Annotated in this window: 11 protein-coding genes and 2 pseudogenes; 8 read left to right on the forward strand and 5 right to left on the reverse strand. The window is 66.9% G+C overall.

The genetic code is table 11. The features are described from left to right. Positions 1-37 precede the first annotated feature (37 nt). The 5 genes and pseudogenes from gluQRS to thpR all read left to right on the forward strand — a co-directional run bounded on the left by gluQRS (position 38) and on the right by thpR (position 6,020). Positions 38-979 (forward strand): tRNA glutamyl-Q(34) synthetase GluQRS, encoded by a 942-nt coding sequence (gene gluQRS / locus F813_RS0105765; protein WP_017925885.1) that lies wholly within the window; start codon positions 38-40, stop codon positions 977-979. A 92-nt stretch (positions 980-1,071) separates the two neighbouring features. After that, a complete protein-coding gene (locus F813_RS14425; protein WP_012982261.1) occupies positions 1,072-1,245 on the forward strand; it encodes a hypothetical protein in 174 nt (57 codons plus the stop codon). Then, complete coding sequence (locus tag F813_RS0105775) at positions 1,235-4,180, forward strand: ATP-binding protein (RefSeq protein WP_017925886.1); 2,946 nt, start codon at positions 1,235-1,237, stop codon at positions 4,178-4,180. Before F813_RS14425 ends, F813_RS0105775 begins: the two co-directional genes overlap by 11 nt. Beyond that, positions 4,177-5,470: pseudogene (locus tag F813_RS13540) on the forward strand (sigma-54-dependent transcriptional regulator). The gene F813_RS0105775 and the pseudogene F813_RS13540 overlap by 4 nt, the downstream one beginning before the upstream one ends. Before the next feature lie 29 nt (positions 5,471-5,499). Then, positions 5,500-6,020: pseudogene (gene thpR / locus F813_RS13990) on the forward strand (RNA 2',3'-cyclic phosphodiesterase). On the opposite strand, the gene F813_RS0105790 reads toward thpR, so the two are convergent. Further along, a complete protein-coding gene (locus F813_RS0105790) occupies positions 6,010-6,300 on the reverse strand; it encodes a hypothetical protein (RefSeq protein WP_012982257.1) in 291 nt (96 codons plus the stop codon). The pseudogene thpR and the gene F813_RS0105790 sit on opposite strands and share 11 nt — an antisense overlap. 4 nt (positions 6,301-6,304) lie before the next feature. After that, complete coding sequence (locus F813_RS0105795) at positions 6,305-7,252, reverse strand: sodium-dependent bicarbonate transport family permease (protein ID WP_012982256.1); 948 nt, start codon at positions 7,250-7,252, stop codon at positions 6,305-6,307. 167 nt (positions 7,253-7,419) lie between these two features. Between F813_RS0105795 and F813_RS0105800 the strand changes: the two genes are divergently transcribed. Further along, positions 7,420-7,998 carry an NAD(P)H-dependent oxidoreductase gene (locus tag F813_RS0105800; RefSeq protein WP_017925887.1) on the forward strand — a complete coding sequence of 193 codons (579 nt, stop codon included), beginning with the start codon at positions 7,420-7,422 and terminating at the stop codon, positions 7,996-7,998. Between the two features lie 46 nt (positions 7,999-8,044). Then, a complete protein-coding gene (gene codB / locus F813_RS0105805) occupies positions 8,045-9,307 on the forward strand; it encodes a cytosine permease (protein ID WP_017925888.1) in 1,263 nt (420 codons plus the stop codon). Positions 9,308-9,316: 9 nt separating this feature from the next. Here codB and F813_RS13995 read toward each other — a convergent pair whose 3' ends face one another. Further along, positions 9,317-9,631: a hypothetical protein gene (locus F813_RS13995; RefSeq protein ID WP_231289538.1), complete on the reverse strand. Its 315-nt coding sequence runs from the start codon at positions 9,629-9,631 to the stop codon at positions 9,317-9,319. Positions 9,632-9,856: 225 nt separating this feature from the next. Here F813_RS13995 and F813_RS0105810 point away from each other — a divergent pair, with 225 nt between their 5' ends. Then, on the forward strand, positions 9,857-10,237 hold the full coding sequence (locus tag F813_RS0105810) for a DUF2237 family protein (RefSeq protein WP_012982252.1): 381 nt from the start codon (positions 9,857-9,859) through the stop codon (positions 10,235-10,237). 10 nt (positions 10,238-10,247) lie between these two features. Here F813_RS0105810 and F813_RS0105815 read toward each other — a convergent pair whose 3' ends face one another. Continuing rightward, on the reverse strand, positions 10,248-11,003 hold the full coding sequence (locus F813_RS0105815; RefSeq protein ID WP_012982251.1) for a DUF3581 family protein: 756 nt from the start codon (positions 11,001-11,003) through the stop codon (positions 10,248-10,250). A gap of 78 nt (positions 11,004-11,081) precedes the next feature. Further along, the gene (gene recQ / locus F813_RS0105820) at positions 11,082-12,962 is read right to left on the reverse strand and encodes a DNA helicase RecQ (RefSeq protein ID WP_017925889.1); all 1,881 of its coding nucleotides are present in this window, start codon (positions 12,960-12,962) and stop codon (positions 11,082-11,084) included. Positions 12,963-13,148: the final 186 nt, after the last annotated feature.

Consider the following 13,148-nt stretch of genomic DNA (forward strand, 5'->3'; position numbering starts at 1 on the left):
TCCCTAGCAGGTCATCCGGCGGCAGGATGGCGGTGCCATGACGACCGCCAGCCCGAATCAAGGCACCCCCTATGTGGGGCGCTTTGCCCCCACCCCCTCCGGCCCGCTGCATGCGGGTTCCCTGTTCGCCGCCGTCATCTCGTGGCTGGATGCCCGCAGCCACCATGGCCGCTGGCATCTGCGTATCGACGACGTCGACAGCCCGCGCGTACAGCCGGGGGCGGAATCCGCGATCCTTTCAGCACTCGAGACCTTCGCCCTGTACTGGGACGGCCCGGTCACCCGCCAGAGCAATCGCACCGCGACATACCAGGCCGCGCTCGAGCATTTGCTGGAGCGGGACCTTGCCTTTGGCTGTTCCTGCACCCGGCGCGACCTTGCCCATAACGGCAAACCGGGCTGGGAAGGCCCAATCTACCCCGGCACCTGCCGCCATGGCCCGCCCGCCGGGCGCCCACCACGCGCCATTCGCGCCCGTGCCTTGCAGCCGCACTGGCTCGTGGAGGATCGTTTCCTGGGCTCCGTCGCCTTCGACCTGGAGGCCCTGGGCAGCGACTTCGTGATCCGCCGCGCCGATGGCCTGTTTGCCTACCAGCTGGCCACGGTCGTGGATGATATCGAACTGGGCGTAACCGACGTCGTGCGCGGGGTCGACCTCCTCGGGTCGACCCCGCGTCAGATGCAGCTCTACCGCTCTCTGGACGCCCACCTGCCGCGCTACGCGCATCACCCCGTGGTGGTCGCCGGACGCGGCCACAAACTTTCGAAGGCAACGGGCGCCAAGGAACTGCACGAGGACAAAGCCCGTGCCCAGGTCGCCTCCGTTCTGGACTGCATCGGACTGCCGCCCAGCGATCGCGACCGTCCCGACCACCCGGCCACACAACTGGCCGAGGCCCTGGATCAACTGGCCGGACACCCTCTGGCCACGCGCCTGCCACTTGCCACGGAAGTGCCCACCCGCGATCACGCAGGGTAGACTGCCGCCATGCTGCCCGCCCCCATTACAGCAACCGCGCCACCCCATGTGACCAGCGGCGCGCGGCTTCACACCCCCCGGAGGCGCTGACAGTGGGTGCCTCACGCGCGATCCTGATCGCCCTGCTTGGGGCACTGCTGTTCCTCAGCCCGCTGGTGATCTGGGTCGCGCACCTGACGCCGGCCTGGTGGTGGCCGTTCGCCGGCTGGGCCGCATTCATCGTCCTGGTCGCCGTCGCCTTTGCCGGAGGCCGCCGTGACCCTTAGCCTGGGCCTGATCTATGCAGTCGGCGTTGCCTACCTGGCCCTGCTTTTCGGGATCGCCTTCCTGGCCGACCGGGTCCCGCGCATCGGGCGTATCGCAGCTAATAGCTGGGTGTTCAGCCTGTCGCTCGGCGTCTATGCGACATCCTGGACCTTCTACGGCAACCTCGGCTTTCTCGCGGACCATGGCTACCTGTACCTGACGATCTACCTGGGTGTGACGCTCGCCTTCGCCGCTACCCCGTGGCTGCTGCGCCCGATCCTGCGCCTGACGCGCGAGCAGCAGCTCACCTCGCTGGCGGACCTGTTTGCGTTTCGCTATCGCAGCCGCTGGACCGGCCCGATCGTCGCGCTGTTCATGCTGGCCGGGGTACTCCCGTACATCGCACTGCAGATCAAGGCGGTCGCCGAATCCGCGGGCGTGCTGACGGCCGAGACGCCGCCGCACCTGCTGGCCCTGACCTTCAGCGCCACCATCGCGTTGTTCGCGATCCTGTTCGGTGCCCGCCATATCGCGCCGCGCGAGAAACACGCCGGACTGGTACTGGCCATCGCGTTCGAGTCCATCGTGAAGCTGCTGGCGATCCTCGGCATCACCGCAGTCGCTCTTTACGCAGTCTTCGGCGGGTTCTCCGGCCTGGACACCTGGCTGACCGAGAATCCAGAGGCCGTGGATGCGCTGTATGCGCCGGTGCGCGAGGGCGGCTGGTTCGCGATGATGGTCCTGGCGTTTGCCGCCGCCTTCCTGCTGCCGCGCCAGTTCCACATGCTCTTTACCGAGAACATCAACCCGGCGGCGCTCAACCGGGCTGCCTGGGCCTTTCCCGCCTTCCTGCTCTTGCTGAACCTGCCGATGCCGGTGCTCTACTGGGCCGGCGAGGCGGCGGGCCTCGGCATCGACACCAACTACTACGCGATCGGTATCGCCGGTATGCTCGACTCGCCGTCGCTGGCCCTGCTGGTGTTCATTGGCGGGCTCTCCGCCGCCAGCGCGATGATGATCGTGACCACGCTGGCCCTGGCCCACATGGGGACCAACTACCTCTCGCCACTGACGCGCCTGCACGACGAGGACAGCGCCGCCGCCAACCTCTATTCCCGGCTCCTGTGGGGGCGCCGCCTGTGGATCGTGTTCATCATCGGTCTGGGTTATGCGTTCTACGGCTTGCTGCAGGTGGTCGAGGGCCTGGCCCAGCTGGGCCTGATTTCGTTCGCGGCCGTGGCCCAGCTGCTGCCGGGGCTGATCGGGCTGATGCTGTGGAAACAGGCCAACCGCGTCGGCTTCCTGCTGGGGCTGGGCGCGGGCATCACCGGCTGGCTGTTGACGCTGGTGCTGCCGCTGATGGCCAAGGCAGGGATCATTGCTGGCTACCCGGACCCACAGGCAATGCTTCGGGCCGAGGCCCTGGACCCATGGACCTTTGCCCTGATGTGCAGCCTTGGCATCAATGCCGTGCTGTTTGTGCTCGGATCACTGCTGACCCGCCCCAACCGCGAGGAGACCGAGGCCGGGCGCGCCTGCTGCCCCAACGAATCGGCCGGGACCGGCGGCGGCCTGCCGCTGGCCGGCGATGTCACCGAGATGGAGACCGCACTGGCCGCCACGCTCGGTGCCAGCGCCGCCCGTCACGAGGTCCAGCGTGCACTAGACGACCTCGGCCTGCCGCGCCACACCCGCTCGCGCGGCGACCTGCGCACACTGCGCGAGCGCATCGAGCGCAACCTGTCAGGCCTGCTGGGCCCGGTGCTCGCCCGCATGATTGTGGACCAGCACCTGCGTCTCGACGCCGCCGGGCGCCACACCCTGAGCGAAAGCCTGCGCCGGGTGGAGGAGCAGCTCGAGACCCGAGCCCTGCCCCTGTCGGGTCTGGCGGCCGAGCTGGACGCCCTGCGCCGCTTCCACCGGCAAATCCTGCACGAACTGCCGCTGGGGGTCGCAAGCCTTGGCACCACCGGCGAGATCACCGGCTGGAACCAGGCCCTGGCCAAACTCACCGCGATCAGCACCGAACAGGCCGTCGGATGCAATCTGCAGCAGCTCGAAAGCCCCTGGGCGGGGCTGCTGACCGCCTTTATCGAAAGCCCGGATCGCCAGTGGTACAAACTCAATGTCGACCTGCCCGATGGCAACCGTCGGCTGAATCTCCACAAATCCGCACTCCAGGACGAACATGGCCGGCTGGAGGGCCGCATCGTCCTGATCGAGGACATCACCGAACGCGCCCAGCTGGAATCCGAGATCGCCCACGGCGACCGCCTCGCCTCGATCGGACGCTTCGCGGCCGGGGTCGCACACGAGATCGGCAACCCCCTGACGGGCATCGCCTCGCTGGCGCAAAACCTCCCACTGGAGCAAGACCCCGAGGAGGTTCGGGGCACCGCCGAGGACATCCTCGCGCAGACACGCCGGATCAACGCCATCGTGCAGTCACTGGTCACCTTCGCCCATGCCGACGAAGGTCCCTCCGCCGGGCATTTCGAGACCATCGCGCTGGATGCCATCGTCCAAGAGGCGATCCGCCTCACCCGCCTCGCCGGACGCAAGGACCTGCGCTTTGATCTGGACGGCCTCGAAGGCCACTACCTGCGCGGCTCGCACGCGACCCTGCTGCAGGTATTCATCAACCTGCTGACCAACGCCGAACAGGCCTCGCCCGAGAATGCGACGGTATCGATCAGCGCGAGCGCTCGCGGTCGCAATATCCACCTGATCATCGACGACCGCGGGCCAGGGATCGAGGAATCCAGCCTGGAGCGGCTGTTCGAGCCGTTCTTTACCACCAAGCCCGCGGGCCACGGCACCGGACTCGGTCTGCCAGTGGCCTACAGCATTGTGCGCGACCACGGTGGTACCCTGATGGCCGCGAACCGCCCGGAGGGCGGGGCGCGCTTTATCCTGATCCTGCCGCGACACAAACCCGATGGCGACCACGCATGACGCGCATCCTTCTGGTTGACGACGAAGCCCCGATCCGCCGTGCCGTGCGCCGGTTCCTGGAGCATCACGGTTTCCAGGTACGTCTGGCCGAAGACCTCGCCAGCGCCCGTGCCGCCCTGCGGGAGGAATTGCCGGATCTGATGCTGGTGGATCTGCGCCTGCCCGACGGCGAGGGCATCGAACTACTGGCCGAGGCCGGTCATACGCCCACCGTGATCATGACCAGTTACGCCTCGGTCCCATCGGCCGTCACCGCGATGAAGGAAGGCGCGGCTGACTATATCGCCAAGCCATTCGATCACGATGCCCTGTTGCTCACTCTTCGCGCCGCACTGCGGGCCGGGACCCCCGCCGCAACAACGGCGGGGAACGACCGCGATCCCGACGCTGATGGCCTGGGCCTGATAGGCGACAGCGTGGCCATGCAGCGCCTGCGCGATCAGATCCACCGGGTCGCGACCACCCAGTCCACCGTACTGCTGCGTGGCGAGTCGGGCACCGGCAAGGAGCTGGCGGCACGGGCCCTGCATCGGCTCAGCTCGCGCGCAACCGGGCCGTTTATTGCGGTCAACTGCGCAACCATCCCCGAAGGTCTGGTCGAGGCCGAGCTGTTCGGCCATGCCCAAGGCGCCTATACCGGCGCCGTCAAGGCGCGCACCGGCCTGATCCAGGCCGCTCACGGCGGCACGCTGTTCCTGGACGAGATCGGCGAACTGGCCCCGGCCGCGCAGGCGCGGCTGCTGCGCGTGCTGCAGGACGGCGAGATCCGCCCGGTGGGCGCCAACGAAAACCTGAAGGTCGATGTCCGCCTGCTGGCGGCCACGCATCGCGACCTGGAGGCGATGATCGGCGAGCAGGCCTTTCGTGCCGACCTGTACTACCGCTTGCGCGTACTGGAGCTGTCGATCCCGCCGCTGCGCGAGCGGCGCGAGGATATCCCGGCACTGGCCCGGCATTTCCTCGCCGATCTGGCAGGGAACGGCGGACCACCCGCCGAACTTACCCCAGCCGCGCAGAAATCCCTCGAGACCCACGACTGGCCAGGCAACGTGCGCGAACTGGCCAATGCCCTGGAACGCGGCTGGGTGCTGAGCCCGGACGGCCGGATCGAGCCCGACCACGGGCAACGGCGACGCGCCCCCTGAAGGATCGAGCCTCAATGACTACTTCCGCCGCTTCGTGCAGCAGAATCAGGATCAGATGACCGAGACCGAGCTTGCCCGCGCCCTGGGCATCAGCCGCAAAACGCTGTGGGAACGGCGGCAGCGCGAGAATCTGCCCCGCCCCTGAGCCGCCTGACCGGTTCGAGGAGAGACGCTTTGAGCAACCGGCGCCGCGTGTTCATTGCGCTTTGGCCTGACGAAGCCACGCGGGAAATGCTGGATGAAGAGGCGAAACGCCTGGGCGGCCCCGGCCGGCCCATACCCAAGGCCCATCTGCATCTGACCCTGGCCTTTGCCGGCACCATCCCCGCCACCCAGGTCGACTGCATCGCCCGGGAGATCGGCATGCTGGAGCAGGAGGCCTTCCCGCTCACGCTGGACCGGCTGGGCATTTCGAGCGGGCGCGCGTCAGCTGGATCGGGCCCTCCGAGACACCGGCCGCGCTCGACACGCTCGCGGCCCGGGCGCGCGACCTCGCCCGGGCCTGTGGCGTCACGCCGGAGGATCACCCGTTCCTGCCGCACGTCACCCTGCGCCGCTTCGCGCGTCCGCCCGAAAGCGACCGGCCCGAACACCCGATCCACTGGAACGCGGCGGAGGTCGCGCTGATCGAATCCGGCCAGGATGGCAACCCCGGCCTCTACCAGGTTCTCGCGCGGGTTCGGTTCAGTTCTTGAGCGTGACCGGAGAGGTGAACATCAACAGGCCATAGTCCGCCTCGTACTGCTCCTTGAACTGTCTGGCAATGCGGTCGCACAGGTCCGGGGAACCGACCACCTCCAGCTTGATGTTCCCGCCCTGGCGCCAGTTGCCCCGGCGCTTGCCATGCTTGCCCCAGCCACGGGTGTCGGACACGGTGTAGCCGGCCGCGCCCTGGCGGCGAACCTCGTCGATCAGGATGTCCTCGAGGATGGCCTCGGCCACCACCGTCAACAGCAACATCTCGTCCGATTGCATTGCCCTAGCCTCCCAACGAGTAGAGCCACTGGGTCATCCAGAAATACAGCGGGACGCCCAGGAAAATATTGAACGGGAAGGTAACCCCCAGCGAGGCCCCGATCGACAGCGCGGGGTTAGCCTTGGGGACCGCGATCCGCATGGCCGCGGGTGCGGCGATGTAGGACGCACTCGCGTACAGGGTGGCCAGCAGCAGCGTACCGCCCAGGCTCATGCCCAGGCCCCAGCCCAGCAGGATCCCGAGGATCGCCGAGACCACCGGCATCACGATCGCGAACACTACCAGGAACAGCCCGTACTGGCGCACCTCGGCGATCCGGCTCGAGGCGACCAGCCCCATCTCCAGCAGGAACAGGGCCAGCACGCCCTTGAACAGATCGAAGAACATCGGCTCCAGTGGGTCCATCAGTTCGGGACCGGCCACGAATCCGATCACCAGCCCACCGGCGAGCAGGAAGATGCTCTTGCCGAAAAAGACCTCGTGCATGGTCTTGCCCCATTGCACCGGTCCCTTCGTGCCCATGCGCGCCAGCAGGATGCCGATCACCAGCGCCGGCATCTCCAGCAGCACCAGGAAGACCACCATGTGGCCCTCGTAGTCGATCCCGCGGGCCGCGAGAAAGGCGACCGCCACCGAGAACGTCACCACACTGACCGACCCGTAGTGCGCGGCGATGGAGGCCGAATCCGCGCGCGGCATATGCCCCAGCCAGCGCAGCACCGGGAACGCCAGCAGCGGGATCAGGGCCCCGACCATCAGCACCGCAAGGCCGGGCAGAATCAGCGGCACCAGCTCGCTTTCCGCCAGCTTCACGCCACCATGCAAGCCGATGGCCAGCAGGAGGTAAATCGACAGTGCCTCGTAGATCGCCATCGGGATCTTGAGGTCCGACTTGGCCAGCCCGGCAATCGCCCCGAGCAGGAAGAACAGAACTACCGGATCAAAAGCCATTTCAACCCGTCTCCGTCACTGCACTGCAGCACCCGAAATATCGTAGGGCAAACTCGAATCGATGTGCACCGATCCGCCGCTGCTACTGCCAGAAAAACCAGACGGCTGCAGTGATGGGCTACGCTCGTATTCAAGTGCTTTGTTCCCGAGCAGTCGGAGGCTGGCCGATGACACGCATCCTGATCCTGCAGGGCCACCCGGACCCGGCCGAAGGCCACTTCGACCATGCGCTGGCCGACGCCTACCGCGAGGGCGCCGAGCGTGCAGGTCTCGCAGTGGACACGTTCCCGATTGCCCAGCGGGACTTCCCATTGCTGCGCAGCCAGGCCGAGTTCCTGGACGAGACCGTACCCCCGGCGATCCTCGAAGCACAGGAGCTGATCGAGGTCGCCAACCACCTGGTGCTGATCTACCCCCTGTGGATGGGCGACATGCCCGCGCTGGTCAAGGGCTTTCTGGAGCAGGTCTTTCGGCCATCCTTTGTGGGCGACGGCGACATGAATCAGTTGCGCCATACCCGCCTCAAGGGCCGCTCGGTACGTATCGTCGTCACCATGGGCATGCCGGCCCCGATCTACCGCTGGTTCTATCGCGCGCACAGTCTGAAGAGCCTGGAACGCAACGTCTTCCGCTTCTGCGGTTTGGGCCCCGTGCGCCACACGCTGATCGGGCAGTCCGGGGGCAATGCCGCTAGCCGCGAACGCTGGCTGGAAACAATGAGGGAGCTGGGAGGTCAGGCGAAGTAGCGCGACCATCGGTACACTCCCCCGGATCCCCAGCCGACGGACGCGTGTGAACCACAACGACCACCCCCTGAGCGAAGTACCGGACCACGCCCGCAAGGGGTTCTGGTCCATGACCGTGGTCCTGTTCGGATTCACCTTTTTCACCTCGACCCTCTGGGCCGGCGGCTCGCTCGGCACCGCCTTCAGCTTCGGTGAGCTGATGCTGGTAATTGCGCTGGGCAATCTCCTGCTCGGAGCCTATGCCGCCACCCTCGCCTACATCGGCTGCCGAAGCGGGCTGCACACGGTGCTGATGGGACGCTTCTGCTTCGGCGAATGGGGCAGCAAGCTCTCCGACGTGATCCTCGCATTCACCCAGATCGGCTGGTACGCCTGGGGTACCGCGACCGTCGCGATCATCCTGGTGGAGACCACGGCCCTGCCGGACGCCATGGAAGTCGGGCTGATGGTGCTGTTCGGCTTTGCCTTCTGCATCACCGCGATGATCGGCTACCGCGGCCTCGACTGGCTCTCCCGCGTTGCCGTTCCGGTGATGCTGCTGTTTATCCTGTTCACGCTGTTCATTGGCGTCGGCGAGGTCGGCGGCCCCGGCGGTCTGCTGGGACAGGACCCGGCAACAGAGATGGGCTTTGGTGCCGCGCTCACCATCGTGATCGGGACGTTTGTGGGCGGTGCGACGCTGGCGACCAACTGGACCCGCTTCGCCCGCACACCGCGCATTGCGGTGATCGCCACCCTGGCGGCCTTCGTCTTGGGAAATGGGTTGATGGTACTGACCGGCGCGCTGGGTGCGCTGATCTATCACGAGGCGGACATCGTCCACGTGATGCTGGCGCAGGGGTTCGTGACCTTCACCCTGCTGATGCTGCTGCTCAACATCTGGAGCACCCAGGACAACACGATCTACAACTTCGGCGTGGCCGGCTGCAATCTGCTGCGCACCCAGCGCAGGCGTCTGGTGACGGTACTCGGGGCCGCTATCGGCACGACACTGGCGGTGGCCGGGATGTATGACTACCTGGTGCCGTTCCTGATCCTGCTCGGGACCTTCATCCCGCCGCTGGGCGGCGTAATCATGGCCGACTACTGGCTGCGCCACCGGGGGCAGTATCCACAACTGGCCGAGACCCGGCTCCCGAGCTTTCACTGGCCGGGGCTGCTGGCCTACGCCGCCGGCTCGGCGTCGGCATACTACTCGCCCGTCGTGCCGCCCCTGGTCGGCGTGGTGGCCGCCACCATGGCCTATGCGGTCTTGATGAACCCGGCCCTGCCCGCCGCGCTACGTGCACGGCGGGCAGGAAGCCGTTAGAGAGACCGATCAGAGATCGGGCGTGGGCGGGGTCGGTGGCTCCGGGAGATCGGACGGGTCCGGCAGCGGGCCATCCCCCGGCTCGGGCGGGCTCGGCGGGCCCGACGTCCGCGGCGGCTCCGGCAGGTCCGGGCTGCTGCCCCCGCGCTGCTGCCCCGGAGGCGTCCCACCATGGCCGGGCGGCGGGTTGCCTCCGGCCGGCGTATCGCCACTGGCCCCGGGCGCACCACCCGGCGGTCCACCGGGTCCTGGTTGTGCCTGAGCGGTCCCCACCGCAAACAACGCGCCCAGTGCCGCCGCCATTACCCAACGTTTCGTCGACATCATGTCACCTACTCCTTGCGTGGGTTCCTGCCCGTGAGTCCGTTTGCCAGGCCGGGGCGTTCCGGTCCACCCGAAAAACTGCCGACCACCTCACGTTTCGACCCGTGTAAAGAGCCCCGAGGATGCAATCCGGGATGATCGCTTACCAAGCGTGCAGGAACCGCTCGGTACGCTGACGACTTCGATATCCTGCAGGGCAGATCATTCGACAGGAGATGCTGACTGATGCAGCGCTTCGAATCCCGCAACGTCTTTGGTCGTCCACTGGAACCCTGTGGCACCGATCCCGTCACCGGTTTCTATCGCGATGGTGACTGCGCCACCGGCCATGACGACCAGGGCATTCACACCGTCTGCGCCGAACTGACCGAGGAATTCCTGGAGTTCTCGCGCGCGAAAGGGAACGACCTCAGCACACCCAACCCGGCATTCGGATTCCCGGGCCTGAAGGCCGGGGACCGCTGGTGCCTTTGTGCCGGGCGCTGGCTGGAGGCCTACAAGGCCGGCTGTGCGCCCGGGGTGTTCCTGCGCGCTACGCACGAAGAGACGCTGGCGATCATCCCACGCGATATCCTGGCCGAACACGCGCGCGACACCGCCGACTAGGCGGTCTGTTTTATCCGACCACCCGCCGCGCGCGGACCTCGCCGATGTAAGCGGCCTTCCAGCCCTCGTAGTCGGCCACCAGTTGTTCGACGTCCGCCGCATCAAACGGCCGCAGCCCGCTCAGCACCAGATGCTTGCTGCCTTCGGCCACCACGGCCTGGTCGATCACCAGCTCGTAGTCGAGGCGGATTTCCCCGCGCTTGCCATGGACGGTCATCACCGCATCCTTGAGCCGCGGCTCGGGAACACCCGCCGTCGCGGCCAGTGGCTCCGGCAAGCGGAACCCCATGCGCTCGTACATCACCAGCGGGCGTTTGGGGTTCACCATCACCCCGTGCTCCTCCATCAGCGGCACGAGCACATGCGGGAAGTTCTGCCCGGAGAAACTGACGTAGCTGCGGATCAGCGACTCGATCACATCCGGATCATTGATCACACGGCCGGAACGCTCGACCTCGATCACGCTCTTGCCGCCGTCCGCCGTAATGGCAAAGGCATCACCCGGGTTGTCCGGGAAGATCAACGGCACATGCCCGCCCACCATGCTGGTGAAACGGAAATGCATGTTCGCGCTCGCGCCGAACGTATCCAGCACCAGGGCAAACAGCAGATCACCCGGCACACAGAAGCGCCGATTGTCGGCGTCATGGATCGGGTTGAAATCGCCCGCCAGCGTCTTGGCGAAGTCGCTGCCCTGTTCGGGAGTGACCACCAACTGGCCATCCCGGAGTTCGTAGAAATCCTTCAGAAAAGGGGTATGGCTCACGCGGTCTCCCCGGCTGTTGTCGTCTTGTTATCGGGCCTTTCCCTGCTTGATGGGACAGACCCCGTCGCGTTTGCACCACTATAGCCCGAAATGCCCCTCGATGGCCCGAATAAAGGCATCCCCGTAGCGCTCGAGCTTGTGCTGCCCCACCCCGGTAATCCCGGACATCTCTTCCGGCGTACGCGGGGCACTGGCGACCATTTCCAGCAAAGTCGCGTCGGAGAAAATCACATAGGGTGGGACCCCCTGTTCACGCGCCAGATCGGTGCGCAGGGCTCGCAGGCGCTCCCAAAGACCCCGGTCCTCCGGGTCCATGGCCGACACACTGCGGGCGGTATCCCGCCGCGCCGGGCGGGCTGTGCGTGGTGGGCGCGCCTGTTCCTCGCGCAGATGGATGGATTCCTCCCCGCGCAATACGCCGCGGCAGGAGGGATCCAGTTTGAGCCCTCCATGGCCCTCGTCGTCCAGCCGTAGCAGGCCTCGGGCCAGCAACTGGCGCACCACCCCACGCCACTGCATCTTGTCCAGTTCCGCGCCGATGCCGTAGGTGCTGAGCCGATCGTGCCCCAGCCGCTGCAGGCGCTCGCTCGACGAACCTCGTAGCACATCGATCACATGCCCGGCCCCGAAACGCTCACCGGTGCGGTAGATGCAGGACAGAAGCTTCTGCACCGGCACACTGGCATCCCAGGTCGCGGGCGGATCCGTGCAGTTGTCGCAGGTCCCGCAGGGTTCCGGCATGTGTTCGTCGAAGTACGCCAGCAGGGCCTGACGGCGGCAGCTCGTGATCTCGCAGAACCCGAGCATCGCGTCCAGTTTCTGCTGCTCGATGCGCTGGCGCTCCGGGCCGGCCTGAGAGCCCTCCAGCATCTGACGAAGCTTCACCACGTCCTGCAGGCCGTAGACCATCCAGGCATTGGCCGGCAGCCCGTCGCGCCCCGCGCGCCCGGTCTCCTGGTAGTAACCCTCCAGGCTCTTGGGCAGGTTCATATGCGCGACAAACCGCACATTGGGCTTGTCGATCCCCATGCCGAACGCGATCGTCGCCACCATGACCACGCCTTCCTCACGCAGGAAGCGGGTCTGGTTCTCCGCGCGCGTGCGGGCGGAGAGGCCCGCGTGATAGGGCAGCGCGGGAACCCCCTGCTCGGCCAGCCACTCGGCTACCGCGTCGACCTTCTTGCGCGACAGGCAATAGACGATCCCCGCCTCGCCCGAATGCTCCTCGCGGATAAAGCGCAGCAGCCGGTCGCGCGGGGCACCCCCGCGCCCGCCATCGGCCTGGGCCACGCGATAGCGGATATTGGGACGGTCAAACGAACTGATGAACGCGCGGGCCTGTTCCAGCCGCAGCCGTTCGCGGATCTCCTGGCGGGTCGGCCCGTCGGCCGTGGCGGTCAGCGCCATGCGCGGGACATCCGGGAAGTGTTCGGCCAGCACCGCGAGCTGGCCGTACTCCGGCCGGAAGTCGTGGCCCCACTGGGAAACGCAGTGCGCCTCGTCGATCGCGAACAGGGCCAGCTCGATCCCCTGCAGACGCTCCAGCATGCCCGAGGCAAACAGCCGTTCCGGGGACAGGTACAGGAGATCCAGCTCGCCCGCATGGAGTGCGGCCAGCACGCCGCGCGCGGTCTCGGCGTTCTGACCAGAATCCAGGCTGGCCGCGGCCACCCCGTTCTGGCGCAAGGCCGCCACCTGGTCCTGCATCAGCGCAATCAGCGGGGAGATCACGACCGCACAGCCCGGCCGTGCAAGCGCCGGAATCTGGTAGCACAGCGACTTGCCGCCGCCGGTGGGCATCAGCACTACGGCATCGCCGCCGGCGGTCACATGCTCGATGACCGCCTGCTGCTGGCCGCGAAAATCGGAATAGCCGAAGGTCTCGCGCAGGATGTCCAGCGGCGCGGTGGCCGGTGCGCTTCCCTGCGCGTGCCCGGCGGCGAGACGTGTCGGTTCCAAGGGTAACTCCAAGGTTCAATGCATAACGCAGCCTGCCGAAACCCCCCGGAGCCTGCAAGCCTGGCACCGGGCAAGCCACACCGAGAAGGACAATTCGCCGAACGCTGGTCACGTTCTCGCACGGGCGTGTAGATTCATTACAATCGTCCACCTCGCAGGATGCCGAGCGTCACCCGCCAATCGCCT

This window comes from Thioalkalivibrio sp. HL-Eb18 (assembly GCF_000364985.1).
Lineage (GTDB): Bacteria > Pseudomonadota > Gammaproteobacteria > Ectothiorhodospirales > Ectothiorhodospiraceae > Thioalkalivibrio.

Coding starts and splice junctions, on each gene's coding strand:
- gluQRS (WP_017925885.1), top strand. CDS start 38: ATGACGACCGCCAGCCCGAATCAAGGCACCCCCTATGTGGGGCGCTTT.
- F813_RS0105790 (WP_012982257.1), bottom strand. CDS start 6,300: ATGCAATCGGACGAGATGTTGCTGTTGACGGTGGTGGCCGAGGCCATC.
- F813_RS0105795 (WP_012982256.1), bottom strand. CDS start 7,252: ATGGCTTTTGATCCGGTAGTTCTGTTCTTCCTGCTCGGGGCGATTGCC.
- F813_RS0105800 (WP_017925887.1), top strand. CDS start 7,420: ATGACACGCATCCTGATCCTGCAGGGCCACCCGGACCCGGCCGAAGGC.
- F813_RS13995 (WP_231289538.1), bottom strand. CDS start 9,631: ATGTCGACGAAACGTTGGGTAATGGCGGCGGCACTGGGCGCGTTGTTT.
- F813_RS0105810 (WP_012982252.1), top strand. CDS start 9,857: ATGCAGCGCTTCGAATCCCGCAACGTCTTTGGTCGTCCACTGGAACCC.